Origin of the sequence: Clostridioides sp. ZZV15-6383, assembly GCF_020657735.1 — a bacterium.
Lineage (GTDB): Bacteria > Bacillota > Clostridia > Peptostreptococcales > Peptostreptococcaceae > Clostridioides > Clostridioides difficile_D.
The window spans coordinates 1-26,018 of sequence record NZ_JAGWCV010000049.1; the positions used below are offsets into that span (position 1 = coordinate 1).

At 28.7% G+C, this 26,018-nt stretch carries 28 protein-coding genes; 21 read left to right on the plus strand and 7 right to left on the minus strand.

Features of this window, described 5'->3' with window-relative positions:
• The first annotated feature begins 3 nt into the window (after window positions 1-3).
• Window positions 4-81: an IS3 family transposase gene (locus KGF42_RS20520; protein ID WP_227826039.1), complete on the plus strand. Its 78-nt coding sequence runs from the start codon at window positions 4-6 to the stop codon at window positions 79-81.
• A 174-nt stretch (window positions 82-255) separates the two neighbouring features.
• Here KGF42_RS20520 and KGF42_RS14975 read toward each other — a convergent pair whose 3' ends face one another.
• On the minus strand, window positions 256-444 hold the full coding sequence (locus KGF42_RS14975; RefSeq protein WP_227826593.1) for a hypothetical protein: 189 nt from the start codon (window positions 442-444) through the stop codon (window positions 256-258).
• Window positions 445-619: 175 nt separating this feature from the next.
• On the opposite strand from KGF42_RS14975, the gene KGF42_RS14980 reads away from it, so the two are divergent.
• From KGF42_RS14980 to KGF42_RS14990, 3 genes are all read left to right on the plus strand, one after another.
• Entirely contained in the window at window positions 620-763 is a 144-nt protein-coding gene (locus KGF42_RS14980; RefSeq protein WP_227826594.1) for a hypothetical protein, read from the plus strand.
• Window positions 764-846: 83 nt separating this feature from the next.
• A complete protein-coding gene (locus KGF42_RS14985) occupies window positions 847-2,214 on the plus strand; it encodes a M20 family metallopeptidase (protein ID WP_227826595.1) in 1,368 nt (455 codons plus the stop codon).
• 34 nt (window positions 2,215-2,248) lie between these two features.
• Window positions 2,249-2,473, plus strand: coding sequence for a NifU family protein (locus tag KGF42_RS14990; protein WP_009888660.1), 225 nt, complete (start codon window positions 2,249-2,251; stop codon window positions 2,471-2,473).
• Window positions 2,474-2,614: 141 nt separating this feature from the next.
• Here KGF42_RS14990 and KGF42_RS14995 read toward each other — a convergent pair whose 3' ends face one another.
• Both KGF42_RS14995 and KGF42_RS15000 read right to left on the minus strand, forming a co-directional pair.
• Window positions 2,615-3,013, minus strand: a complete 399-nt coding sequence (locus KGF42_RS14995; protein WP_107594395.1) for an HsmA family protein — start codon at window positions 3,011-3,013, stop codon at window positions 2,615-2,617.
• A gap of 2 nt (window positions 3,014-3,015) precedes the next feature.
• Complete coding sequence (locus KGF42_RS15000) at window positions 3,016-3,459, minus strand: MarR family winged helix-turn-helix transcriptional regulator (protein WP_413927028.1); 444 nt, start codon at window positions 3,457-3,459, stop codon at window positions 3,016-3,018.
• Window positions 3,460-3,777: 318 nt separating this feature from the next.
• Here KGF42_RS15000 and KGF42_RS15005 point away from each other — a divergent pair, with 318 nt between their 5' ends.
• The 13 genes from KGF42_RS15005 (at window position 3,778) to KGF42_RS15065 (ending at window position 18,786) form a co-directional block, all read left to right on the plus strand.
• Window positions 3,778-4,764: an ABC transporter permease gene (locus KGF42_RS15005; protein ID WP_227826596.1), complete on the plus strand. Its 987-nt coding sequence runs from the start codon at window positions 3,778-3,780 to the stop codon at window positions 4,762-4,764.
• On the plus strand, window positions 4,748-5,659 hold the full coding sequence (locus tag KGF42_RS15010; RefSeq protein WP_227822879.1) for an ABC transporter permease: 912 nt from the start codon (window positions 4,748-4,750) through the stop codon (window positions 5,657-5,659). Before KGF42_RS15005 ends, KGF42_RS15010 begins: the two co-directional genes overlap by 17 nt.
• Window positions 5,660-5,771: 112 nt before the next feature.
• Complete coding sequence (locus KGF42_RS15015) at window positions 5,772-7,340, plus strand: ABC transporter substrate-binding protein (RefSeq protein WP_227826597.1); 1,569 nt, start codon at window positions 5,772-5,774, stop codon at window positions 7,338-7,340.
• 74 nt (window positions 7,341-7,414) lie between these two features.
• Entirely contained in the window at window positions 7,415-8,440 is a 1,026-nt protein-coding gene (locus tag KGF42_RS15020; RefSeq protein WP_227822881.1) for an ABC transporter ATP-binding protein, read from the plus strand.
• The gene (locus KGF42_RS15025) at window positions 8,433-9,377 is read left to right on the plus strand and encodes an ABC transporter ATP-binding protein (protein WP_054272818.1); all 945 of its coding nucleotides are present in this window, start codon (window positions 8,433-8,435) and stop codon (window positions 9,375-9,377) included. Before KGF42_RS15020 ends, KGF42_RS15025 begins: the two co-directional genes overlap by 8 nt.
• A gap of 358 nt (window positions 9,378-9,735) precedes the next feature.
• On the plus strand, window positions 9,736-12,372 hold the full coding sequence (locus KGF42_RS15030) for a sigma-54-dependent transcriptional regulator (protein ID WP_227826598.1): 2,637 nt from the start codon (window positions 9,736-9,738) through the stop codon (window positions 12,370-12,372).
• Window positions 12,373-12,586: 214 nt separating this feature from the next.
• Window positions 12,587-13,216 carry a hypothetical protein gene (locus KGF42_RS15035; RefSeq protein ID WP_227826599.1) on the plus strand — a complete coding sequence of 210 codons (630 nt, stop codon included), beginning with the start codon at window positions 12,587-12,589 and terminating at the stop codon, window positions 13,214-13,216.
• Between the two features lie 134 nt (window positions 13,217-13,350).
• The gene (locus KGF42_RS15040; protein WP_227822883.1) at window positions 13,351-13,677 is read left to right on the plus strand and encodes a PTS sugar transporter subunit IIB; all 327 of its coding nucleotides are present in this window, start codon (window positions 13,351-13,353) and stop codon (window positions 13,675-13,677) included.
• A 19-nt stretch (window positions 13,678-13,696) separates the two neighbouring features.
• The gene (locus KGF42_RS15045) at window positions 13,697-14,986 is read left to right on the plus strand and encodes a PTS transporter subunit EIIC (protein ID WP_227826600.1); all 1,290 of its coding nucleotides are present in this window, start codon (window positions 13,697-13,699) and stop codon (window positions 14,984-14,986) included.
• 23 nt (window positions 14,987-15,009) lie between these two features.
• Entirely contained in the window at window positions 15,010-15,339 is a 330-nt protein-coding gene (locus tag KGF42_RS15050) for a PTS lactose/cellobiose transporter subunit IIA (protein WP_054272823.1), read from the plus strand.
• A 147-nt stretch (window positions 15,340-15,486) separates the two neighbouring features.
• Window positions 15,487-16,815 (plus strand): 6-phospho-alpha-glucosidase, encoded by a 1,329-nt coding sequence (locus tag KGF42_RS15055; protein ID WP_227822884.1) that lies wholly within the window; start codon window positions 15,487-15,489, stop codon window positions 16,813-16,815.
• 494 nt (window positions 16,816-17,309) lie between these two features.
• Window positions 17,310-18,026, plus strand: a complete 717-nt coding sequence (locus KGF42_RS15060; protein ID WP_263349040.1) for a protein-ADP-ribose hydrolase — start codon at window positions 17,310-17,312, stop codon at window positions 18,024-18,026.
• 310 nt (window positions 18,027-18,336) lie between these two features.
• Complete coding sequence (locus KGF42_RS15065) at window positions 18,337-18,786, plus strand: hypothetical protein (RefSeq protein WP_227822885.1); 450 nt, start codon at window positions 18,337-18,339, stop codon at window positions 18,784-18,786.
• A 160-nt stretch (window positions 18,787-18,946) separates the two neighbouring features.
• Here the strand turns inward: KGF42_RS15065 and KGF42_RS15070 are convergent, their stop codons facing one another.
• A complete protein-coding gene (locus KGF42_RS15070) occupies window positions 18,947-19,876 on the minus strand; it encodes a helix-turn-helix transcriptional regulator (protein WP_227822886.1) in 930 nt (309 codons plus the stop codon).
• A gap of 191 nt (window positions 19,877-20,067) precedes the next feature.
• Between KGF42_RS15070 and modA the strand changes: the two genes are divergently transcribed.
• The 4 genes from modA (at window position 20,068) to KGF42_RS15090 (ending at window position 23,354) form a co-directional block, all read left to right on the plus strand.
• Window positions 20,068-20,880, plus strand: coding sequence for a molybdate ABC transporter substrate-binding protein (modA, locus tag KGF42_RS15075; RefSeq protein WP_227826601.1), 813 nt, complete (start codon window positions 20,068-20,070; stop codon window positions 20,878-20,880).
• Between the two features lie 150 nt (window positions 20,881-21,030).
• Window positions 21,031-21,714 (plus strand): molybdate ABC transporter permease subunit, encoded by a 684-nt coding sequence (modB, locus tag KGF42_RS15080; RefSeq protein WP_054272832.1) that lies wholly within the window; start codon window positions 21,031-21,033, stop codon window positions 21,712-21,714.
• Entirely contained in the window at window positions 21,715-22,770 is a 1,056-nt protein-coding gene (locus KGF42_RS15085) for a sulfate/molybdate ABC transporter ATP-binding protein (RefSeq protein WP_227826602.1), read from the plus strand. It abuts the gene before it with no gap.
• 26 nt (window positions 22,771-22,796) lie between these two features.
• Window positions 22,797-23,354, plus strand: a complete 558-nt coding sequence (locus KGF42_RS15090) for a sugar O-acetyltransferase (protein ID WP_227826603.1) — start codon at window positions 22,797-22,799, stop codon at window positions 23,352-23,354.
• Between the two features lie 163 nt (window positions 23,355-23,517).
• Here KGF42_RS15090 and KGF42_RS15095 read toward each other — a convergent pair whose 3' ends face one another.
• The 3 genes from KGF42_RS15095 to KGF42_RS15105 all read right to left on the minus strand — a co-directional run.
• Window positions 23,518-24,540: a CD0873 family tyrosine ABC transporter substrate-binding lipoprotein gene (locus KGF42_RS15095; protein WP_227822890.1), complete on the minus strand. Its 1,023-nt coding sequence runs from the start codon at window positions 24,538-24,540 to the stop codon at window positions 23,518-23,520.
• A 127-nt stretch (window positions 24,541-24,667) separates the two neighbouring features.
• On the minus strand, window positions 24,668-25,423 hold the full coding sequence (locus KGF42_RS15100) for an ATP-binding cassette domain-containing protein (protein ID WP_227822891.1): 756 nt from the start codon (window positions 25,421-25,423) through the stop codon (window positions 24,668-24,670).
• The coding region (locus KGF42_RS15105; protein ID WP_227826604.1) for an ABC transporter permease subunit at window positions 25,424-26,018 on the minus strand (595 nt) is incomplete at its 5' end.

Here is a 26,018-nt window from a genome sequence, read left to right on the forward strand (position 1 = left end):
TATATTTATTTTTATAATAATGAAAGAATACAATTAAAAAACGGAATGAGTCCGATTGAATATCGAACTCATTCCGAGTAAAGATAGCCTTTTTTAAGTCTGTCTACTTGACAGGGACATATCCAAATATAGATAAGCCTCTTTTTCATTGTTGAAATTATGAAAATATATTTGATTTCATACAAAAAAGAGTTCCTCATGAACTAAAAAGTTCATTTTGAGACACCATCTTCTTTTCTTATACTACATGGTTTTTTATATTGAATAAATTTCATAAGTATTATCTTCTTTTAACTTTTCTAACCAAATCATCTCTAAAATATCTAACTCTTCTAAGTAGTCTTTCTCAGTTTTGTTGTCATCATGCTTTATAAGTTCTAAAACTTCGAACGTAAATGCTTTTTCACCGTATTTTTTCCAATCATTATTTAACTCTTTTATCATACATGAACCAGCACCAAGTTGGAATTTGAGGGAGTTAAATTTGCTTTTTATGTCATTACTCTTTCCAAGGTAAATTGAATGTTTATTTGGAAAAGAGTATTTAATGTTGTTTGCATCATTAAGCGAATTGGAATTGGCAATTTTAGGGAGTGTAGTATTTTATGAGGATATTAGAATGAAAGAAATTAATTTATTAGAACTTTTATTAACTAAGAAAACTGAAACTACTTTATGGAAGATGGAATATATTGAATTTATGAAGAGGCAAAGTGAAGATAAGATATACTCCATAGAAGAACATATGAATAAAATTAATTAACAAAAAATTGTGAATAAATAGAATGTTAGTATATAATATAATCTATAAAGCATATCAAAAATACATATATATGGAGGGCGATTATGAAAGAGTATATTATAAATAACATTGAAGAAATAAGGGAAGAACTAATAGATTTGTCTAAGAAAATATGGGAAAATCCAGAATTAGCTTTTGAAGAAAAGTATGCAAGTAGCATCCAAAAAGAATACCTAAAATCAAAAGGATTTAGAATTGAAGAAGTAGAAAATTTACCTACTGGATTTATAGCAAGTTTTGGAGAAGGTAAGCCTGTGATTGGAATACTTGGAGAATATGATGCTTTACCAGAGCTATCACAATGTGTGAGTGCAGAAAGAGAGCCACTGGTAGAAGGGGAAGCTGGACATGGATGTGGACATAACCTATTGGGCGTAGCGGGTGTAGGAGCAGTTGTTTCCATAAAAAAATTAATAGAAGAAAATAAATTTAATGGAACAATAAAATATTTTGGTTGTCCTGCTGAAGAAGAAGGTGGAGGAAAGACAGTTATGTGTGTAAATGGCTGTTTTGATGATGTGGATTGTGCATTTACATGGCATCCTTTTGATATAAATGCACCTTGGAGAGGTGGAAGTCTAGCAAACTTATCTGTCAAATTTAAATTTAAAGGGATAACAGCTCATGCAGCTCAAGCTCCTCATAATGGGAGAAGTGCACTTGATGCTGTTGAAATTATGAATGTTGGAGCTAATTACTTGAGAGAACATGTGATTGACTCTATAAGAATGCACTATGTTATAACTAATGGTGGTGGAAGACCTAATGTAGTTCCTGGTTTTGCTGAAAGCTGGTATTTTATTAGAGGTAAAAAAGCAAAGGATGCAGAACACGTTCTTGATAGATTAATAAAAGTAGCTCAAGGAGCAGCAATGATGACAGAGACTGAAATGGAGTATAAGGTTACAGATGGAATATATGATTATATACCAAATCAATGTTTGACTGATTTAGTCTACAGTAATATGATTTTTGTTGGTTGTCCTAAAACAACTCCTGAAGAAGAAGAATTTGCGAAAAAATTATGTGATACTCTTACTAGAGAAGAAAGATTGGGTGTAGCAACATCATTCCAAAATGATAAATCTATTGTAGAAAGCTATATACACCAGGGGATAGTTGATGGAGACAAAGATAAAGGACTAGCTGGTTCTACTGATGTTGGAGATGTAAGTTATGTTATACCAGTAGCTCAATTTGCAATGGCAGCATGGCCTGTTGGGATTGCAAGTCATACATGGCAGTCATGTTCATCAGCAGGTTCAAGTATAGGATTTTCTGCTATGATAAATTCAGCTAAAGTACTGGCTTGTAGTGCTTATGATGTATTTATGAATACTGAAATTATTGATAAAGCAAAAATCGAATTTGAAAAATCATTAGATGGACAAAAATTTAAACCATTGGTATAATCTTGGTAATAAAATATTTCTGGGGGGAATAGCTATGAGAGAAAAAGTTGAAAAAGTGCTTGAAGAAAAGATAAAACCAGTATTACAAAGAGATGGTGGAGATGTAGAGCTTATAGATGTAAATGAAAATGGTGTAGTTTTAGTTAGACTACAAGGTGCATGTAGTGGGTGTCCAGGAGCGACTATGACAATCAAAGCTATTATTGAAAATGTTTTGGTGAGTGAAGTTCCAGGAGTAACTCAAGTATTAGGTGTTTAATGGTGGTAGTGCACTAAATATATGCTGAAATATTATAGATAGATATGAAAAAGTGTGAAAGAAAGCTGTAGATAAATTTGTTTTATATAAATTTAATTGCAGTATTTCTTACACACTTTTTATTTTGTTATCTAGCTTTTGTTATCCAGCCATACCAATAAACATACCTATAAAGTATGGAATTAACCATATAGTCCACACAACTATACTAAACTTATGGAAGAATTTTTTCTTCTCTTCATCATCTTTGTATAAGACAAAAGTAGCCCAACTTGCATGAAAAAGCATAAGCACAATTGCAAGAAGACCTGTAATGCTGTGAAGGTTTTGTGATAAAGCTGATTTTACCTCAAAAGTGTGGCTGTTAGCTATGTTACTCATTGTAAATGTTCCTAAAGTATCAAATATCAAACCAAGCCAAAATATGATTACGTGTTTCTTTTTTAAAATTTTAGCCTTTCTTTCTCCAAATACACCTATAGTATAAAAAATTAAAGCTGATGTTATAAATACTATTGCAAGTATTAATTTAGAATTCATAATTATCTCTCCTTTATTTTTGCTAATATATTTCTAAGATTTTTTACTAAGTCACTCAATTCGTTTTCATCACAATTTTTAAAAATATCATCAAAGCTTTCTTGTATTTTAATTTTAAAATTTGTGGCAAATTCAAGTCCTGTCGTTGTAAACTTAACGTATGTATTTCTTTTATCATCAGATTTCTTGAATTTTTCTATATATCCAATCTGTTCTAACCTGCTGATTATCCCTGAAACCGTACCTTTAGCTAAAGACATCTCATCACATAGTTGTGATATTGTAAGTTCTTGATTATGAGCTATCAGTTTTATAATTATAATCTGTTGATGTGTAAATCCATTCTCTTTAAAATTTTCCTCTACCGTGTACATAGTTTTAGAATAGAGCTCCTTTAAAAGCATAGCTATTCTAAAACAGTCATAATTAGTTTTCAATAAAATCACCTCTTGAATAGTTTGCATAGAAACTAATATAATATACTTTTCTGATATAGTCAACCTAAAATTTAATAATTTCATAGTAAATAATGAAGAATAGAACATAAAAATTTTACTTTAGGTATAAATAAAATAATTTGATGAAATTTTAACAATTTTTAAAAAGTTTGTTTACACAGTGAATAAATGATGCTAAAATTAACTCATAGATAAATATTAAAAATTTAATTTTGTTTAATGATAATAGAACCACGAAGGTTTTAACGTTACTTTACGTTTGCTTTTATGTGGTTTTTTTTATTGCAACAAAGGGGGAATTGGGGTTTGTTAAAAGATATACTGAAAAAGTTGTTGCAGTTTATTTTAGTAATGTTTTTATTGTCTTTTGTTGTTTTTTACATGGCAAGACTTGCTCCAGGAGACCCATTAATTTCTTACTATGGAGATGGAGTAGAAAGAATGAGTACTCAAGAAAAAGAAAATGCTATGAAAAAACTTGGTTTGGATGAACCAATATACAGTCAATATATAAAATGGATTTCAAATGCGTCAAAAGGGGAATTTGGGATTTCATTCAAATATAAACAAAATGTTACTTCTGTTATAAATGATGTCTACATAAACACTATAATATTAGGAGGTTCAGGTTATATACTTACCTTTGTACTAGCCTTATTGTTAGGAATATTTTGTACATTACATGAAGATAAGCTCATTGATAGAATCATATGTAAATTAGGGACAATAACCAACTGTATTCCATCGTTTTGGGTTGCTTTAGTGCTTATACTTATATTTAGTATAAACTTAAGTATACTTCCAAGTAGTGGTGCTTATTCAATGGGAGAAGAGTCCAGTATATTAAGTAGAATATCACATTTAATCTTACCTCTTACAGTACTTGTATTGAGCCATTTATGGTATTACACATATATGATAAGAAATAAATTGCTAGAGGAAATAAGAGAAGATTATGTACTTTTATGCAAAGCAAAAGGTTTGAATAATAGAACCATTGTTTTTAAGCATTGCCTGAGAAATATAATGCCATCATATATCAGTATAATGGCTATTTCGATACCTCATATATTGGGAGGAACTTATGTAGTTGAAAAAGTTTTTTCTTATCCTGGGTTAGGAACTCTTTGCTTTGAAAGTGCAAAGTATCATGATTATAATATGTTATTAGTTTTATGTCTAATAACAGGCGCTTTAGTAGTATTTGGGAATATGTTAGCTCAAATTATAAACAACAAAATAGACCCTAGAATGAAATATGATAGAGGTGATACTAATGAAGCCGCAATATAGTGATTTTGAAATTGTAGGAGATAATTATATTTTAGTAGCAGAAGATGAACATATAGAAACAAAGAAAACCTTATTTAAAAGAATTAGAGAATTACCATATATATCAATTTTTATTTTATCAATTATAGTTATTGGAAGTGTATTTTCATCTTTCATAATGACACATGAGCCAACATACATGAATTTAACAAGTTCTAATTTAGCTCCAAATAAAACTTTTTTATTTGGAACAGACTCAATGGGTAGAGATATATATTCTATGATATGGTATGGAGGAAAAATATCTTTATTTATAGGATTGTTTTCCACTGTAATATCAACTGTTATAGGAATAGTTTATGGTAGTATAAGTGGTTTTGCATCTGAACTTGTAGATGATGCAATGATGAGATTCACAGAAATAATACTTAGTATACCTTCAATATTGATTATAATATTTGTACAGGCTATACTTGGGAATTCAAATCCAATATCTATGTCTATAGTAATAGGAATAACAAGTTGGATGAATATATCTAAAATAGTAAGAACAGAAGTTAGACAAATAAGAAATAGCGAATATATACTAGCGGCTAGGAGTATGGGAGGAGGATTCTTCTACATATTAAAGCAACATTTACTTCCAAATTTTGTGGCATCAATAATGTTCATGGTTGTAACAAATATAGGTGCAGCTATTGGTACTGAATCGACACTTAGCTTTTTAGGGATTGGTCTGCCAATAGAAATTGTTTCTTGGGGGAGCATGTTATCTTTATCAGAGGAAGCATTACTTTCAAATAGATGGTGGATTATACTGATTCCAGGTATATTTTTGGTTACGACATTGGTGTGTATAACGAATATAGGTAATTATATAAGAAAGAATAACAATAAAAAATCTAGTAATTTATAAATCAGTATTTAAGCATTAAATAAGCAAATACTTAGGTGTTTGAAATATCTATTTAAATAAATGGGGTCAAAGCTTTGAAAAATATTTTATAAAAAGCAAAAGGGGGAGCATCATGAAATTAAAGAAGTTAAAAGTTTTAAGTTTAGTAATGATACTTAGTCTAATGGCAGGTTGTTCTAGTGGAGGAAACAAAGATAAAAAAGCAGATACACCTAAAGACGGTAAGGTGCTTGTTTATGGAAGTAATGACTATACAAGTATAAATCCGGCACTATATGAACATGGAGAAATAAATTCACTAATATTTAATGGATTAACAGCTCATGATGAAAATAATAAAGTAGTTCCTTGTCTAGCAAAGGACTGGAAATTTGATGAGGCAACAAATACATATACTTTTAATTTAAGAGATGATGTTAAGTGGCATGATGGAGAGAAATTTACAGCAAATGATGTCAAGTTTACAATAGAAACTATAATGAATCCAGACAATGCCTCTGAGATAGCATCAAATTATGAAGATATAACGAAAATTGATGTAGTTAATGATACTACTATAAAAATTACTTTAAAAGCTCCAAATACAGCAATGCTTGATTATCTAACAGTAGGAGTATTACCAAAGCATGTATTAGAAGGTAAGGATATAGCTACTGATGAATTTAATCAAAAACCAATAGGTACTGGACCATTTAAACTTGAAAAATGGGATAAAGGTCAAAGTATAACGCTTGTTAAAAATAGTGATTACTTTGTAAAAGAACCAGGTTTAGATAAAGTAGTCTTTAAGATTGTTCCAGATGATAAGGCTAAAGCAATGCAATTAAAATCAGGAGAATTAGACTTAGCTCAAGTAACTCCTAAAGATATGTCTAACTTTGAAAAAGATGAAAAGAATTTTAAAGTAAATATAATGAAAACAGCAGATTATAGAGGTATATTATACAATTTTAATTCTAAGTTCTTTAAAGATGAAAAAACTAAAGGATTACCAAATGCTTTAAGTTATGCAATAGATAGAAAAGCAATAGTTGATAGTGTATTATTAGGACATGGTGTGCCAGCATATTCACCTTTACAAATGGGACCATATAACAATCCTGATATAGAAAAATTTGAATATAATCCAGAAAAAGCTAAACAAGAAATTGAAAAGTTAGGTTGGAAATTAGGTTCTGATGGAATCTATGAAAAAGAAGGCACTAAATTAGCTTTTGAGATAACAGCAGGTGAGAGTGACCAAGTTAGAGTTGATATGGCGAAGATATGTGCACAACAGTTAAAAGAAATCGGTGTTGATGCTAAAGCTGTTGTTGTAACTGAAACAGATTGGGCTAATCAAGATGCTCATTTAATAGGTTGGGGAAGTCCATTTGACCCAGATGACCATACATATAAAGTGTTTGGAACAGATAAAGGTGCAAATTATAGTGCTTACTCTAATTCTACTATAGATAAAATACTTCAAAAAGCAAGAGAAACAGAAAATAAAGATGAAAAGTTAGAGTTATATAAACAATTCCAAGTAGAGATGACTAAAGATATGCCTTATACATTTATTGCTTACATAGATGCAATATATGTTGGGAAACCAAACATCAAAGGATTAACACCTGATACAGTTTTAGGTCATCATGGTGTAGGTATATTCTGGAACATAGCTGACTGGACAATAGAATAATATTGAAATTAATTAGAAGCCTTAGGGATAAAAATATATCCCTAAGGTTTGAATAGCATAGGGGTTGATGGTTTTTGGAACATTTATTGGCGGTTAATAATCTATCTGTAAGTTTTAAAGTAGAAGAAGGAGAAGTACAGGCTGTAAGAAATGTATCTTTTAATCTAAAAAAAGGTGAGACATTGGCTATAGTTGGAGAATCTGGTTGTGGAAAATCTGTATTGTGTAAGAGTTTGATGAGAATACTCCCATACAATGGATATATTAAAAATGGGGAGGTTTTACTTAAATCAAATGATTTGGTTAAGAAGTCTGAAAAAGAGATGGAAGATATAAGAGGAAAGAATATATCAATGATATTTCAAGACCCTATGACATCTCTCAATCCAACTATATCAATAGGAAAGCAAATAGCAGAAGCTATAGTGATTCACCAAGATATAAGTAAAAGTGAAGCTAAAAAAAAAGCTATAGAACTTATTGAATTAGTTGGGATAGATAATCCTGAAAAAAGATTTAAACAGTTCCCACATCATTTTTCTGGAGGAATGAGACAACGTATAGTAATAGCTATAGCACTTGCTTGTAATCCAGAAATATTGATTGCTGATGAACCTACAACAGCTTTAGATGTAACTATACAAGCTCAAATAATTGATTTAATAAAGGATTTACAAGATAAGATAGGATTATCAATAATATTTATAACTCATGACTTAGGGGTAGTTGCTACTATAGCTGATAGAATAGCAGTCATGTATGCAGGAAAGATTATAGAAATAGGAACAGTAGAAGATATATTTTATGACCCTAGACATCCATATACTTGGGGATTATTAGGCTCATTACCTACTTTAGATTTACAGGATGACTATCTATATAACATACCTGGAATGCCTCCAAATTTATTAAACCCTCCAAAAGGAGATGCTTTTGCAATAAGGAATAAAAATGCTCTTAAAATAGATTATGAAAAAGAGCCACCGATGTTTAAAATTAATGATACACACAGTGCAGCAACTTGGCTATTGCATCCAGATGCACCTAAAATAGATATACCAGTTAGAGTAAATTGTGGAAGGGTGATTTCTAATGAATAGAGAAAAAATACTAGAAATAAAAAACTTAAAACAATATTTTCATTTGGATAAAAGTACTACTGTAAAAGCAGTTGATGGTATAAGTTTTGATATATATAAAGGCGAGATATTTGGATTGGTAGGAGAGTCGGGTTCAGGAAAATCTACAACTGGTAAAACTATAATAAGACTACACGAATCTACTGGTGGAGAAGTAATCTACAAAGGAAATTGTATCTCAGATAAAAAGACATATAAATTTATAAAAAGAAATATAAATAAAAGTATGCAGATTATTTTTCAAGACTCTACTTCATCATTAAATCCACGCATGACAATTGCAGATATAATTTCAGAGCCACTAAAAATTCAAGGTATCTGTAAAAACAAAACAGAGAGAATGAATAAGGTATATGAGATGCTAAATCTAGTAGGACTTGATAGAAGTTATGCAAATAAGTATCCTTCTGACTTTTCAGGTGGGCAAAGACAACGTATCGGCATAGCACGAGCTCTTTCAGTAGACCCAGAATTTATAATAGCTGATGAACCTATAGCTTCTTTGGATGTATCTATACAAGCACAAATAGTAAATTTATTTAAGAAATTGCAACAAGAAAAAAATTTAACTTGTTTATTTATAGCTCACGATTTATCTATGGTTAGACATATTAGTGACCGTATAGGAGTTATGTATAATGGAAAATTGGTAGAATTAGCAGATTCAAGTGAATTGTATAATAATCCTATTCATCCATATACAAAATCACTACTTTCTGCGATTCCTATTCCTGACCCTAAATACGCTAAGTCAAGAAATAGAATAGAGTACAATTGTAATATATATGATTGTTCAAGTGAAAAGTCATTGGATTGGATTGAAGTTTCAGATGGGCATTTTGTATACTCTTCTCAATCAGATATAAATAAATATCAACAAAATTTAAAAGTTGTTTAGTATAAAATCACTATAATAAGTATTTACTTGAATTACAAACTAAAAGCCTATTTTTGGATAAATTTTAAAACCTCTCCAAAAATAGGTTTTTTTATTCATATTTTTCAAATATAATAAAATTAAAAACAAGAAAAATATCTTGTTAAGAAGATATCATAAAATTTTAAAAATAATAATATATAAAAAATGAACAATAAATCTATTTTTTTAAAAAGAATCTTCTATAAGTAAAATAAGATATGTTGGATAAATTACAATTGAAATCAAAAAATAAGAAAGAATAAGAGTTTATTAAAACAAATAAAGTGAGTATAAAAGTTTTAGTTAATAAAATACTATAAATGTAGGGGAGCTTGTAATGATATATAAAAAAGATAAAGTAATGGAAGTTTTAAAATCATCATATAGGAAAAATGAAAAAGGGATTACAGCTAACCAATTATCAGAAAAGACAGGAATTGCAAGAAACAATATAAGTACATATTTAAATCAATTATTCAATGAGGGTATGGTTACAAAGATAAAGGGAAGACCTGTATATTATATCCCTGCAAATATTAGCATTAATAAAGAGGAGTTGCTCGATACAAAAAAAGAAATAAAAATAGAAACTAAAATGAAAAAAGATAGTTTTGAAACATTAATAGGTAAAGAACACAGTTTAAGACCTATAATAGAAAAATGTAAAGTTGCAATGCTTTATCCTACAAATGGACTTCATACTATTATCTATGGAGAAACAGGAGTAGGAAAAAGTATGATTGCTAGGTACATGTATGATTATTCTATAGATAGTGGAATTAGAGAAAACAAAGCTCCTTTTGTAACATTTAACTGTGCTGATTATGCTAATAATGCACAATTACTTATGGGACATATTTTTGGAGTAGAACAAGGAGCTTATACAGGTGCAGAATCTTCAAGAAAAGGACTTTTAGAAATTGCAAATGGAGGGATATTATTTTTAGATGAAATTCACAGGCTACCAGCAGAAGGTCAAGAAATGTTATTTACTTTTATAGATAAGGGAACCTTTAAAAGACTAGGAGATGCAACTAAGGAAAGAGAATCTAAGGTATTAATAATATGTGCGACTACAGAAAATCCCACATCAACACTATTAGATACATTCAATAGAAGAATACCAATGAAAATAGAAATACCATCACTAAGAGACAGAACAATGATTGAAAGAATAGAATTAGTTAAAAATTTTTTCAAGGAAGAATCAAAAAGTATTTCTATTCCAATAAAAGTACATAGAGAAATAATTAAATCATTACTACTTTATGATTGTAAAAATAATGTAGGTCAACTTCAAAATGATATAAAATTAGCTGTTGCAAATGGATACTTAAGATATAAAAGAGATAATAAAGAACCAATTTATATAGAGAAAAAATACTTTGATAAATCTATAAATCAAGTAAGTGATGACTATAGAGATAAGTCTATTAAAGCAGATGAAGTCATAACACATGGGATAGAATATGTTGTATTTACACCATTAGGAGAAGAAGAAGTTGTCAACTATGATGATATGAATATTATTAATGTAGTAAATACTAATCTTAATGAGTCTGTAGAAATGAATATAGCAGATGCTTCACTATTTAATAATCTTAAGTTTAAAACTATGTGTGAAGCAATAAGACAAATTATTAAAGAAGATGAAAAGATAGATATAAGCCAATCAATATTTAAGTCAATGGCAATCTATATAAAAAGTGTATTAGATAAAAGTAGTTCTACAAATAACATAGACCTAAATCAAATTAGAAGAAATAATAGAAGTGAATTTAAAACATCATTAAAAATAGTTGGAATAATTGAAAATGAGTTTGATTTATTTTTATCTATAGAAACTGTAGCATATATTACATTATTTATAGTACAAGCTAAACAAGATGAACAAAATAAAATAGTGAATAATATTAATATTATAGTTGCTATGCATGGAGAAACTACAGCAAGTAGTATGGTTAAAGCAGTTGGTGATATTATTGGAGAATGTAGTGCTATTTCTTTTGATATGAGGTTAGATAAAAGCTATGATGAGATAATTGTAGATTTTAAAAAGTTGATTAATAATATAGACAATAAAGATATACTATTATTTACAGATATGGGTTCATTAAATTCTTTTGACGAAATTATAAAAAGAGAAAAGAAGTGTGGTGTAAGAGTAATTTCTATGGTGACAACATTAACTGTGTTAGAAGCAGTTCAAAAAGCTAATATGGGACTATCTTTAAATGATGTATACAACTCTATTGTTAATACGAGAAAGTACTATTTTGGAACTAGTGAAATTCAAAATAAAGAAAATCTATCTAAAACAATTATTATAGCATCGCATGTTTCAGAAGGTGTAGATAATCAAACAAGAAAAATACTAGAAGAAAAAATGAATAGGTACTTAGATGGAATAGACATTATATCTGTACCATATAAAACAGAAAAAGATTTAAGTTTAAATATTACAAAACTAAAAGAAAGCAGCAATATTGTAGCATTAATCAATAAACAAAGAGTTAATATTAAAGGAATTGACTATATCAGTAAAAAAGATATAGATAAGGATGAAAATATAAACAAATTAAAAAATATCATAAAGATAAGTATAGGTTATGATGATGTAGTTGAAGGTCTAAAGACATCTTTAAAAAGTTCTAATTATAATAGAATGTTTAAAGATATAAAATATGTGTCTGATGAATTGTTTTTAGTATTTAATGTAGAAAAAAAATATGATAAAGTAATTGGGCTTATGATGCATTTAGCTTTCATGGTAGATGGATTGATTGGAAATACTAGAGAAATTGAACAACTTGATAAAGAAAAAACACTTAATTACCACAAGAGCTTAAGCAAGATAAAAGATATAGTATCCCAATTAGATAAAAAATATAATATAGAAATTAATGAAAAAGAGTGTTATCAAATACTATTAATATTAGAGTATGCAGAAATAATCAAAAAAGATTACCAATGAGTATAAAAACTTATTTGGTAATCTTTTTTAGTCTAAAATAACATTAATATTAGACACATATAAATAGACTTAGACAAAATATCTAAGTATTAGCAATGAACATGATTGAAATAATCACATTTTAAAGCGTCTAAAAAAACTGGCACAATACTTGCTTTATATTAATAATAAATAGTGTAAATAATTAAAATTTAAATCAAAAGGAGTAAATAATATGCAGGAGAAAATATTAAGAGATAAAAAGGCAAATGACCCATGGGCAAGAATGACTACAAGAAACGGATTTAGTGCAGATGAAATAATCTCATCATTTCAAAAAGCTATAAGAAGAAATATGGTAGAACAAGCTTGTGAATTTGCTTATGAACTATATATATCATCACCAGAATTAGAAGACAAGCTATGGAGAAGAATACTTACAATATCAGTTGAAGATATAGGAATGGGAGACCCATCAGCTATAATAATCATAAACAATTTAAATCAAGTAAGAAAGGAATATTCATATGCAGATGGAGATAGACCTTTATTTTTCATACATGCAATAAGATATCTTTGTGCATGTGAAAAAGATAGATCAAGTGATTTATTAAAAAACATAATTATAAAAGGATTTGCAATGGGTAAAGTCCCAGAAACTATGGACGTGGCACTTGATAAGCATACATATAGAGGCTTAGAAATGGGAAGAGATTCATTCCATTTCTTAAATGAAGCTAGTATAGTAATACCAGAGAAAGAAGTAGATAATGATTATAAAGAAAGGTACTTAAAAATATTAGAAGAATATAAGCCAGAAGAAGCTATAGATACAGCTTTCAAATTTAATCATTGGCAGTACTAAGAATTAGAGTAAATATTAATAAGAATTAAAATAAAATAATAAGAATTAAAGTAAAAATTGATAGGAATTAGAGTAAGAATTGATTGATAAAAAATTAGAAAATAAAAGAGGTTAGATATTGCAGGAGGATAATTATGAATATTTTATTGGTATGCGCAAATGGAGCTTCAACAGGTGTACTTGTGGAAAAGATGAAAAGTTTTTGTAGTGAGCATGAAAAGTTAAAAATTAAAACTATAAATATAGAAGCAACGTCATTTGAAAATCTAAAATCATACATTCAAGCTAGTGATACAGATGTGGTACTTGTAGCACCACAAATTAGGTTCAAGGAAGATGATGTAGTTGAAGCTTGTAAAAATCATAAAATAGCAGTTGGTTTAATAGATACTAAGCATTATGGTCGTATGGATGCTCCTTCTGTTATGAAGTCGGCAATCGAATTATATAAAAATAGATAATTGGAGGGAATGAATAAATATGGAAGCACTTCAAAATAATTTGAGAAAGTTTCTTCTTCCAATAGCACAAAAGATTGAAAAACAAAGGCATCTTCAAGCTATAAAAGAAGGTATGATAAGTATAACCCCAATAATAATTGTAGGTTCTTTAAGTATGCTATTTATGGCACTAAACAATATGATACCTAAAGGAAGTGCAAAAGCATTCTTATCTGAAAATATGGATACATTACTTATTCCTAACAAATTTACTATGAGTTTATTATCTATATATTCAGCATTTTTTATAGCTCAAGCATTAGCTAAAAAATATAATCTTAATCATGTAGAAATAGGTATGACAGCAGTTATAGCACAACTTGTTGTATGTGGACAAGTAGTAGATGGTGCGTTAGATACAAGTTACTTAGATGCTCAAGGTTTATTTGTAAGTATACTAATAGCACTTTTAGTAGTTGATATTACTAAGTTTATGAATGATAAAAACCTTGTAATTAGATTTCCAAAAGAAGTACCAAGTGTAGTAAATAAGAGTTTTAGAAATTTAACGCCAATGATAGTATGTATAATGTTATTTACAGCAATAGCAGCAATAACTAAAAATGTATTAGGTCAACCATTACCAGCTATTATAATGAATTTCTTAGCACCAGCTATAAGCAGTGTAGATAATGTTTTTGCAGTAACTATAATACTTTTCATAACTCAATTATTATGGTTCTTTGGGCTTCATGGAGCAGCAATAACTTCAAGTATATGGATGCCAATAGCAGCTACATATATGGCAGAAAATGCAACACTAATAGCAGCTGGAGGAGACCCAAAATATGTGTTTACAATAGGATTTTACTATGGTTTTCTACAAGTAACTGGTTCAGGAATAACTTTAGGACTAGTATACCTTATGTCAAGAAGTAAGTGTAAGAGTTTAAATAGTATGGGAAAAGTTGTACTTTTACCATCATTATTTGGAATAAATGAGCCAGTAATATTTGGAACACCAATAGTTATGAATCCATATATGTTTGTACCATTTGTATTTGGACCTGTATTAGTTGGAGCACTTAACTTTATGGCATTAAAGGTAGGATTAGTAGGATTACCTATTGCAGAACCACCAGGCTTTTTACCTCCAGGGGTTGCAGCATTTTTAATGACATTAGACTGGAAGGCAATAGTATTAGTATTTGCAAGTATAATACTTATGACCTTGATATATTATCCATTTTTTAAGATAATGGAAAAAGAAGAATTAAACAAAAATGCAGAATTAGCTACAGCATTAAATGATGATAGCTTTGATTTTTAAAGAGTCATTAGAAGGAGAAGGATATGATACCTGAAATAGAAGAAAAAGTATTTAGCATAATATCAGAAGCAGGAGATGCTAAAAGTGATGTAATGATGTCTCTCAAAGAAGTAAAAAAAGGTGACTACGATAAAGCGAAAAATCTTTTAAACTCAGCATCAGAGAAAATACAACTGGCATCAAAGCATCATTTAGAATTGCTATCAAATGCTATGAATAGTAAAGACAGTGGAACTGATTTTTTAGTTGTACATTCTGAAGACCATTATTCAAATGCATTATTTGCTCACTCTTTAGTATCTGAACTTGTAGATATATTTGAGATGATGGACCCAAGAATTGATAAGAAGTAAGTTTAATATAAATAGTGCTTGAAGTTTGGCTATAGTTTATTAATTTGATAAATTTAATAAATGAACTCCCTTTTACTTTAAAGTACTATTATTTATAAAATTATTTATAAATATAGTAAATTTTTAGATAGAAAAGGAGAAATTATTATGGAGAAGTTTTCAGTAGTAATAGCTGGAGGGGGAAGTACATATACTCCAGAAATCATATTAATGTTGTTAGATAACCTAGATAGGTTACCATTAAGAGCGATTAAATTATACGACAATGATGAAGAAAGACAAAACAAATTAGCTAAAGCTTGTGAAATACTAATAAAAGAAAAGGACCCTACTATAGAGTATTTAGCAACAACATGCCCTAAAGAAGCTTATACAGATGTAGATTTTTGTTTGGCTCATATAAGAGTTGGGAAGCTTGAAATGAGAGAACTAGATGAAAAGATACCTTTAAAGCATGGAGTAGTTGGTCAAGAAACTTGTGGACCAGGTGGAATAGCTTATGGAATGAGGTCTATAGAAGGTGTACTTGAAAACATAGACTATATGGAAAAGTATTCTCCAAATTGCTGGATGCTAAATTACTCTAATCCAGCATCTATAATAGCAGAAGCCGTTAGAAGATTAAGACCTACTTCTAGAGTAATAAATATTTGTGATATGCCAATAGGTATGGAACATAGTATAGCAAAAATTGCAGGGCTTAAATCTCGTAAACATATGGATATAAGATACTTTGGATTGAATCATTTTGGTTGGTATACTTCAATTAAAGACAAAAAAGGAAATGAACTTTTACCAAAATTAGTAGAACATATAAAAGAGTATGGATTTATAAATGGTGAAGAAGGAATGAAAAATGATAAGAAAGACAGTTGGTTTGAAACTAATTTATTTACTAGAGAAATAGCAAAGACAGATTTAACTACAATACCAAGTAGTTATTTAAAGTACTATCTATTCCCAGATTATGTTGTAAATCATTCTGATTTAAATTACACTCGTGCCAATGAAGTAATTGATGGAAGAGAAAAAGAAGTTTTTGGCTCATGTGCATTAATAGAAAAGCAAGGTCATTCTAATGGCAGTGGGCTTAAGATAGGAATACATGCGGAGTTTATAGTTGATTTAGCTACAGCTCTAGCTTTTAATACTCAAGAACGTATGTTATTAATAGTTCAAAATAATGGAGCTATAGAAAATATACAAGATGATGCTATGGTTGAGATTCCATGTATAGTTGGAAAAGATGGGTATGAACCATTATCAATAGGTAAAATACCAACATTTCAAAAAGGTTTGATAGAACAACAATTAGCAGTTGAGAAATTAGTAGTTGATGCTTGGATTGAGAAGTCATATAATAAATTGTGGCAAGCACTTATGCTATCTAAGACAGTTCCAAGTGCAATAGTTGCAAAAGAATTATTAGATGATTTAATAGAAGCAAATAAAAATTATTGGCCAGAACTTAGTTAAGAATAATATATATTTTAAAAAAGTTCCTACAGTTTAGTACATAGCTTAGTTAGTGTATTTGTAGGAACTTTATTTATGATTTTATAAGCTTGTCTATAGATACTCTTACTTCTTCAAGGTTTGCAAAGAATTTGTTATTTAGTTGACGGTTACAGTTGTTTGACTAGATAAGTTCAATTTAATATAAGACGACAAATAAATCAATAGAAATAGTTCGAGAAGTTGTATAATAAAAAATTTACACTTTTAACAGGATTTATGTAGGTGTTTATAGAAATAAATAATATAGATATAAATAAACATGTACATAATACATAATTATTTTTAATTCTAAAATATGAGAATGGAGAGATGGCTATGAAGTGGAGAGATTATGCTGAGGATGTAAATTTATTTGAGGATTTTGATAAAACTATCAAGCCTCTAACTGACGAACAAAGAAAAAAAATATAAACACTTTAATTGCATATTTTTCAAAAGAAGTTCCTTCTAAAATATACAATTTATCAAATGATGAAATTAAGCCTAGAGACATACTTAGAGGACTTTTGAATGTATATCCACCAAAAGAAATTGCTCCAGAGATACTTAATATGTTACATAATTTATTGTTAATTGAATGTGAAGAAAGAGAGCTAGTAGATGTAAATGATATAGAAGAAGTAGAGGAAGGTATTGCTATATGGAGAGGTAATATAACAAATTTAAGAGCAGATGCAATAGTAAATGCTGCAAATAATAAGTTATTAGGTTGTCTACAACCACTACATTTATGTGTGGATAATGAGATACATTCATGTGCAGGACCTAGACTTAGAGAAGATTGTGACAAAATAATAAAAAAACAAGGACATTTAGAATATACTGGAGATGCTAAGATAACTAGAGGCTATTGTTTACCTGCAAAATTTGTAGTTCATACTGTTGGACCTATTGTATCTGGTGGTCAGCCAAGTAAAGAACAAGAAAAGCAACTGCTTCATTGCTACAAATCATGTTTAAACACAATAAAAGAAATTGATGAAATAAAAAATATTGTTTTTTGTGGAATTTCTACAGGTGTATTTGGTTATCCAAAAAAAGAGGCAGCTAATCTTGCTGTGAGTAGGGTTAGACTATGGATAAAAGAAAATCCTGAGAAAAATTTGAAAGTTGTATTTAATGTGTTTACTGAAGAGGAAGAAGAGAAATATAGAAGAATATTTAAATAATATTATATAGTATAATTCTAAGTTGATAGATTTGAACATGATAGTACAATATACTTCAATAAAATATTTAAATTTATAGATAATAATCTTTTAAATGATAAAAATTAATTGAATATTAATAGCTTATTTATTTTGGTGTTTATTAAGAAATAAATGAGCTATTTTTATGTTTAAATAGAAGTATTGTTTAGTAATGTGAATTAATTACTAATAAAAATGAAAATAACTACCAATTAAATTCATTTATACCTCAAATAAAAGAGTTAGTATTAGATTACAATAAAATCTAAAGAAAAGAGAGGTAATATATATGAAAAACAAAAATAATAAAGATAAAGACATGTTGAATATGAAAGTATTAAGAGTTCTAGGATTACTATTAATACTTTTTGATTATACAGGAGATACTTTGAATTTTTATAATTTCTTTGCTAAGCCATTAGTATCTGGAAGTTTGTATCATATAGGAGGTACTGATTGCATAGTATTTTTATTATTTATTGTAGAGTGTATATACCTAGTGGGAAGATATGTATTAAAAGTTAAGATAAATTGGAGTGAGATTATTGAAAATGAAAAAGATAATTTTATAAATAACTTATTAGTGGAAAAAATACAAGAAGAAAGCAATATTGTATATAGCCTATTAAATTCATACATATTGCCGTATATATATAAGAAAGGAAAAGTATTGATGCTTAAAACGTATAATATGTTAATCTATATTAAGGAAAAATACTATTATGTAAATATATACTAATGTAATATCTCACATAATTAACTATATTGGATTTTGTATTAGAGATAAAATGAATGATATAAATTTTTTAAGACACATAAAAATCGCAATTTATTTTGTAGTTAAGTTATAAATTTTATGAAAACTTATAGGTCATATAAAATAGATTGCGATTTTAATCCTAAACTTCTGCTATGATTTTACCTGTATCAGTTAAATCATATCCACCAAGACCTTGAAGTTCAGCTTTAAACTCAGCTGAATTTATTATGTTAATTATAGTTTTGTAAACTGGATTTTGTAAGTCTTCTTTTTTAATAACTAAATCATAACGTTCTTTATGAAGAGGAATAAAGTCAATGTTATTTACTTGTAAAGCAGCTTTTTCATTTCCTAAACCAACATCAGCTATTCCACGAGAGACAGTACTTGCAACACCAAGATGTGATAACTCTTCATTATCATAACCTTTTATATGATTACCATTAAAATTTAGAAGCCTAAGTTTACCGTCAAGTAGAACTCTAGTTCCAGCCCCTTTTTCTCTATTTACAAGAGTTATGTTTGGTCTAGTTAAATCCTCCCAAGTTTTTATTTCTTTAGGATTTCCTTTAGCAACGTAAAAACCTTGCATTCTGTAAGCTAGATTTATAAGTACACAAGGTATTCCTGGCAATAGTTTTTTAACAAAAGGGCCATTATATTCATCTGTTTCAAAATCCCATAGATGGGATGATGCTATAGAAACTCTGCCATTATATAATTCATATAAAGCATTATAACTGCCTATATAAGAGCGAAATGTATTGACTCCATCTAATTTTTTTTCAACGTACCTAGCTAAAATATCTAGTATCACATCTTGACCAGAAATAATGATTTTAGAATTGTTGTTTATATCTATATTTTTATTGTTGAAATGTGTATCTTTTACTTTACCAGTTTTTTGGCTGTTGATATATTCTTCAACGTCTTTAATATCAACTCTTATTTTTTTTCCTACTTTATAAGAAGGAAGTTCACCTCTTTTGATTAATTCATATACAGTATTTTTTGTTATCTTTAATAATTCAGCTACCTCGACAGGTGTCAAAGATGATAATGAGTCCATAATCCACCTCCATATAAGGTTATTTTAACATTAAAAAAAGGAAAATGTAGAAAATATTTAAAAGTAATGTAAATAATTTACTTGAAAATTTATTATCAGGTATATATAATTAAACTATATATAATGAAACATGATAAAACATGATAAAACGCATTAAAACATGTATTAAATTTACAAAAAGGGAGATTGTTATGAAAAAAATATTGGGAATATTAGGACTAGTTGCATGTTTAACTTTGGGGACAGTTGGATGCAATAGCAATGAAATCAAAAAAGATGATAGAAAACAAGAAAAAACAAATAAAAGTAGTGATTCAGTAGAGCTAAATATATCGGCTGCTGCAAGTTTAAAAGAAGCAATGGCAAAGATTGAAGAAGAATACAAAAAAGTTGATTCAAATGTAAAATTGACAGTTAATTATGGAGCTTCAGGGTCATTGCAACAACAGATAGAACAAGGAGCACCTTGTGATTTATTCATTTCAGCAGGTCAAAAACAAATGAAAGCTTTGGATGAAGAAAAGTTATTGGTTTCTGATACTATGAAAGATTTAGTAAAAAATGATTTAGTTCTTATTTCTTCTGCTGATAGTAATGTATCTAGTATGAAAGATTTGACTACAGATAAAGTGAAGAAAATTGCTGTTGGTGAAGCTGAAAGTGTTCCAGCTGGTAAATATGCAGATGAAGTATTAACTAATTTAAATTTAAAGGATAAGTTAAAAGATAAGCTAGTATTTGCAAAAGATGTAAAAGAAGTTTTAGCATGGGTGCAATCAGGAAATGCTGATGTTGGATTCGTTTACTTTAGTGATACTGTTAATAATGATAAGATAAAGGTGGTTGAAAAAACAGACGAAAAAACTCATTCACCTATTACATATCCAGTTTCAGTAATTAAAGCTAGTAAAAATATAGATTCTGCTAAGAAATTTGAAGAATTTTTGTTAAGTGAAGCAGGACAAAAGATTTTTGAAGAATTTGGATACAAAAAAGTAGAATAAGTTTATAAATAAACTATATGTATTTAAATATAAATTATATATAAATACATGAAAATTGAAAATAATTGTATATTATAATAAAATGGAAATAGTGAAATTAATAGACTTATTAATTTCACTATTTCCATTTAAAATTGAGGAGGTTTAAAGATGGAAACAGATTGGTCACCCTTATGGATATCGCTTAAGACATCTCTTTTGTCAACAGTAATAACTTTTATAATAGGAATATTTGTGTCATATATTATGGCTAACTATAGAGGTAAGTGGAAGGGTCTTATAGATGGGCTGTTTACACTTCCACTGATTTTGCCACCAACAGTTGTAGGATTCTTTTTATTATTGCTATGTGGGAAGAATGGATTTATAGGGAAGTTTTTATTAAATTTTGATAAAACTTTAATATTTAGTTGGACAGCAACTGTAATTTCAGCAGTAGTGGTGTCTTTTCCTATGATGTATAGAACTTCAAGGTCAGCTTTTGAACAGATTGACAACAATATGTTGTCAGCTGCTAGGACATTAGGTCTTAATGAGTGGAAAGTATTTTTTAAGATTGCAGTTCCATTAGCTTGGCCTGGAATAATTGGTGGATTGGTGCTATCGTTTGCCAGAGCTCTTGGTGAATTTGGTGCTACACTTATGATAGCTGGAAATATACCTGGAAAAACTCAAACTATGCCAATAGCTATATTTTTTGCAGTTGAAGGCGGAGATATGAACAAAGCTATGATGTGGGTTATGATTATTGTAGCAATATCTATAGCAATGATTTTATTATTAAATTATTGGTCAGAATTTCAGCAGAAAATTATAGGAAAGAGGTGTGGATAGTTGAGTTTATATGTAGATATAGAGAAAGATTTATCCTCTTTTAAATTAAAGGTAGAAATTAAACAAGAAAAAGGAATTTTAGGGTTTTTAGGAGAATCTGGTTCTGGAAAAAGTATGACATTAAAATGTATAGCAGGGCTTGAGAAACCAACAAAAGGTAGAATTGTATTAAATGATAGAGTACTATTCGATTCTGAAAAAAAGATAAATTTATCAACACAAGAGAGAAAAGTAGGTTTTTTATTTCAAAACTATGCTTTGTTTCCACATATGACTGTAAGTCAAAATATTGAGCTTGGACTTTTAAAACTGAACAAGAGTGAAAAAAAGGAAATAGTAACAAGGTATTTAGATATACTTAAATTAAATGGGTTTGAGGGTAGATACCCTTGGCAATTATCTGGTGGTCAGCAACAAAGAGTAGCACTAGCTAGGGCATTGGCAACATCTCCAGATATATTGCTTTTAGATGAGCCTTTTTCAGCACTAGACCATCATTTAAGAAGTAATATGGAAAAAGAACTTATGAACATGTTAAAAGACTACAAGGGAGATATACTATTTGTTACTCATGATATTGAAGAAGCTTACCGAGTTTGTGATGATATTATGGTATATAACAAGGGAGAAGGTCTTCCAAAGAGACCTAAAAAAGAGCTATTTGAATTTCCAAAGTACCTTATAGAAGCTAAGATAACAGGGTGTAAAAATATATCCAAATTAAATAGGATAGATGAAAATACTATTTATGCTACAGATTGGGGATGTGAGTTGACATTAAATAGAGAAATAGATGATAATATAGAATATGTGGGAATTAGAGAGCATCATATTAAGGTCTTGGATTCTAATGAAGATTTAAATGAAAAGTTATGTTTTGAATTGATTAACATTATAGAAAATCCATTTACTTATACTATATATGTTAGAAAAACTGATTTATCTAAAGAATGTATACTTATTCAAATAGAATTGGAAAAAGGTAAAATGAGATTTAAGAAGGGTGACAGCATTTATTTAGATTTTCCACAGGAATATTTATTTTGTTTTAAGTAAATTTATAATAAAAAGGAGTAGATTATATGACTGAAAAAGAAAAAATGTTGTTTGGGAAAGGGTACTATGCAAATGATGAATTGCTAGTAAAAGAAAGAGAGTATTGTAAAAAATTAACTAGACTATTTAATAATACTTTAGAGGATGAATATGAAAAAAGAGCAGATATTTTAAGACAACTATTTGGTTCCGTTGGCAAGCAGATAAATGTGGAACAAAACATTAAATGTGACTATGGATATAACATACATGTAGGTGAAAATTTCTTTGCAAATTATGATTGTATTTTCTTAGATGTATGCAAAATTGAAATAGGTGATAATGTAATGTTAGCTCCAAACGTTCAAATATATACAGCATATCATCCAATTAATGCACAACTTAGAAATTCAGGTATAGAGTATGGTTCTCCTGTAAAAATAGGTGATAATGTATGGATAGGTGGGGGAGTAATCATAACACCAGGAGTTACTATAGGAGATAATGTAGTAATAGGTGCAGGAAGTGTAGTTACAAAAGATATACCATCAAATACTGTAGCTGTTGGAAATCCATGTAGAGTAATAAAGAAAATAGAAGAATAAATATGATTTTACAAAGTATATACAAACAAAGTTTATAAAAATAAATTAAGAGTATTTACATATAATCTTTAAATAGATAATATATTAAAATAAAAATATATGCCTGTTTCTTTAAAAAAATTTATAGAAACAGGCATATTAATCGTATAGAGAAAATATCTTTCTATTCTTGTTTAGTCTTTACGTAAGAAATATTATCATTAGAAGGTTTTTCCATACCTAATGCTTTTAATATATCTTCATTAACAATTATATCTGTATCATCTGATGTAGCTACAGGCATATCAGACACTGATTCGCCATTTAAAATTTTAACTGCCATTTCACCTGTTTTGTAACCTAGTTTTTCATAGTTGATACCTTGACAAGCAAGAGCACCTTTTTCAACTGGACCAGATTCAGCTGCTATAACAGGAATTTTATTCTCAGTAGCTATTTTAGAAACTATAGGCATAGAAGATGCTACTAAATTGTCTGTAGGAACATATAAGACATCTATTTTTCCAACTAAACTAGAAATCCCTTGGTTAACTTCATTTGAAGTAGTTATACCTTTTTCAACAACCTTAAACCCATTTTTAGATGCATATTCTTTTAAAGCATCAACTTGAACTTTTGAGTTTACTTCACTAGTATTGTACATAACTCCTATAGTTTTTGCCTTAGGAGCAAATATTTTAAGAAGTTCTAAACCTTTGTCTACAGAAACAAAATCTGATGTTCCAGATACATTTGTGCCTGGTTTTTCAAGAGTTTTAACTAATCCAGCAGCAACAGGGTCACTGACAGCAGTCATAAGTATAGGTATATCTTTAGTAGCATTAAAAGCTGCTTGAGCTGACGGAGTTGATATAGCAAATATTAAATCTTTCTTGTCAGATGCGAATTTGCTTGCAATACTTTGTGTAGTTGGCATATCATTTTGAGCATTTTGGAAGTCTATATTAATATTTTCACCATCTTTAAAGCCGTTCTTTTCTAATGCTTTTACAAACCCTGTCTTAGTAGCATCTAACGCTGGATGTTCAACCAGTTGAGTTATACCAATTTTTTTAACTTCTTTACCTTTTGAATTACTTTCTTGTTTTGAACTACTAGAATCTCCTCCTTGAGAACATCCTGTAAGCATAGATACACTAAGAGCACCAGCTAAAATCAAACTTGCCAATCTTTTTTTATTAATCATTTTTATATCCCCCTCGAAAATTTATTGTTATATATATTCATATATTCATATGAATTATTGCAAAGTTACCATAATTATTATAATTTTAAGATTATTTTAGAAATAGACTTAATATAATAGATACATTTTAAACTGCATATTCAAATTTTTCTAAGATTTCTTCAACTGTTAATTGTTCTTTTTCTTTACCTTTTACATCTAAGACAATTTCACCCTTATGAAGCATTATCAATCTATCACCATATTGAAGAGCATGTTTTAAGTTGTGAGTCACCATAAGTGTAGTTATATTTTTTTCCCTTACGATTTTATCTGTTAACTCAATTACTTCATTTGATGTTTTTGGGTCAAGTGCTGCTGTATGCTCATCAAGTAATAAAACTGAAGGATTTGTTAAGCATGACATAATTAGTGATAGTGACTGTCTTTGACCTCCTGATAAAAACTGTACTTGTACATCAAGATATTTTTTTAAATCAAGAGATACACCTTCTAATAAATTTTCTAAGAAATCTCTTTTATAACGAAGACATTTTCTTAGGTTTAATAATTTACCTTTATTAAGTGCTAGAGATAAGTTTTCTCTAACTGTCATAGAAGGACAAGTTCCTAGGCTAGGGTCTTGAAAAACTCTGCTTACTATTTGAGTTCTTCTATGTTCAGCTAAGTTAGATAAATTATGTTTATTTAGTAATACTTGACCAGAAGATTCTTTTATAAGTCCAGATATTATATTTAATAAAGTAGATTTACCAGTTCCATTACTACCTATGATACTTACAAATTCACCATTTTCTATGTCGATTGATAAATTTTCAAATATAGTATTAGGTTCACCGTATGGATTAGGGAAACTCTTTGAAAGATTTTTAATTTGTAGCATCTATAACACCTCTTTTTTCTGATTTATTTTTGGTACTAGCTTTGCATTTGTTTTTTTTAGTGAAATGTTTAAGTTACCAGTAGCTAAGAAAGCTATTATAACTATAGCAGTTATTAATTTTAAGTCAGTCGATAACATTCCTAAACTCATTGCAAAGTAGATAGTGAATTGGTATATAAAAGAACCAACGATTATTGCAGTAGTATCTTTGATAAAAGTAAATTTCTTAAATAGTGTAATACCAATTATGATAGAAGCAATTCCAAGAACCAAAGTTCCTATACCCATATTTACATCTGAGAATCCTAAGAACTGAGCCATAAGACTACCAGATAAAGCAATAAGTCCATTTGAAATCATAAGTCCTAGTATTTTTATAGAACCAATATTTATACCCAAAGATTTAATCATTTGAGAGTTATCACCAACACCTTTTAAAGTGTACCCAAGACCTGTTTTTAGAAATAAGTCTAAAAGGACTTTACAGATAAATACAAAAGCCAAGGCTAAAACTATAGGAGATATTTCTCCATTGAATAAATGCTTAAAGCTAAATAGAGGAATATTTGATTTTCCCATTATTCTTAAGTTGATA

What these genes read in the sequence shown, in the direction of transcription:
- KGF42_RS14975 (WP_227826593.1), bottom strand. Translation starts at nt 444, where the DNA reads ATGATAAAAGAGTTAAATAATGATTGGAAAAAATACGGTGAAAAAGCA.
- KGF42_RS14980 (WP_227826594.1), top strand. Translation starts at nt 620, where the DNA reads ATGAAAGAAATTAATTTATTAGAACTTTTATTAACTAAGAAAACTGAA.
- KGF42_RS14985 (WP_227826595.1), top strand. Translation starts at nt 847, where the DNA reads ATGAAAGAGTATATTATAAATAACATTGAAGAAATAAGGGAAGAACTA.
- KGF42_RS14990 (WP_009888660.1), top strand. Translation starts at nt 2,249, where the DNA reads ATGAGAGAAAAAGTTGAAAAAGTGCTTGAAGAAAAGATAAAACCAGTA.
- KGF42_RS14995 (WP_107594395.1), bottom strand. Translation starts at nt 3,013, where the DNA reads ATGAATTCTAAATTAATACTTGCAATAGTATTTATAACATCAGCTTTA.
- KGF42_RS15010 (WP_227822879.1), top strand. Translation starts at nt 4,748, where the DNA reads ATGAAGCCGCAATATAGTGATTTTGAAATTGTAGGAGATAATTATATT.
- KGF42_RS15015 (WP_227826597.1), top strand. Translation starts at nt 5,772, where the DNA reads ATGAAATTAAAGAAGTTAAAAGTTTTAAGTTTAGTAATGATACTTAGT.
- KGF42_RS15025 (WP_054272818.1), top strand. Translation starts at nt 8,433, where the DNA reads ATGAATAGAGAAAAAATACTAGAAATAAAAAACTTAAAACAATATTTT.
- KGF42_RS15030 (WP_227826598.1), top strand. Translation starts at nt 9,736, where the DNA reads ATGATATATAAAAAAGATAAAGTAATGGAAGTTTTAAAATCATCATAT.
- KGF42_RS15035 (WP_227826599.1), top strand. Translation starts at nt 12,587, where the DNA reads ATGCAGGAGAAAATATTAAGAGATAAAAAGGCAAATGACCCATGGGCA.
- KGF42_RS15040 (WP_227822883.1), top strand. Translation starts at nt 13,351, where the DNA reads ATGAATATTTTATTGGTATGCGCAAATGGAGCTTCAACAGGTGTACTT.
- KGF42_RS15045 (WP_227826600.1), top strand. Translation starts at nt 13,697, where the DNA reads ATGGAAGCACTTCAAAATAATTTGAGAAAGTTTCTTCTTCCAATAGCA.
- KGF42_RS15050 (WP_054272823.1), top strand. Translation starts at nt 15,010, where the DNA reads ATGATACCTGAAATAGAAGAAAAAGTATTTAGCATAATATCAGAAGCA.
- KGF42_RS15055 (WP_227822884.1), top strand. Translation starts at nt 15,487, where the DNA reads ATGGAGAAGTTTTCAGTAGTAATAGCTGGAGGGGGAAGTACATATACT.
- KGF42_RS15065 (WP_227822885.1), top strand. Translation starts at nt 18,337, where the DNA reads ATGAAAAACAAAAATAATAAAGATAAAGACATGTTGAATATGAAAGTA.
- KGF42_RS15070 (WP_227822886.1), bottom strand. Translation starts at nt 19,876, where the DNA reads ATGGACTCATTATCATCTTTGACACCTGTCGAGGTAGCTGAATTATTA.
- modA (WP_227826601.1), top strand. Translation starts at nt 20,068, where the DNA reads ATGAAAAAAATATTGGGAATATTAGGACTAGTTGCATGTTTAACTTTG.
- modB (WP_054272832.1), top strand. Translation starts at nt 21,031, where the DNA reads ATGGAAACAGATTGGTCACCCTTATGGATATCGCTTAAGACATCTCTT.
- KGF42_RS15090 (WP_227826603.1), top strand. Translation starts at nt 22,797, where the DNA reads ATGACTGAAAAAGAAAAAATGTTGTTTGGGAAAGGGTACTATGCAAAT.
- KGF42_RS15095 (WP_227822890.1), bottom strand. Translation starts at nt 24,540, where the DNA reads ATGATTAATAAAAAAAGATTGGCAAGTTTGATTTTAGCTGGTGCTCTT.
- KGF42_RS15100 (WP_227822891.1), bottom strand. Translation starts at nt 25,423, where the DNA reads ATGCTACAAATTAAAAATCTTTCAAAGAGTTTCCCTAATCCATACGGT.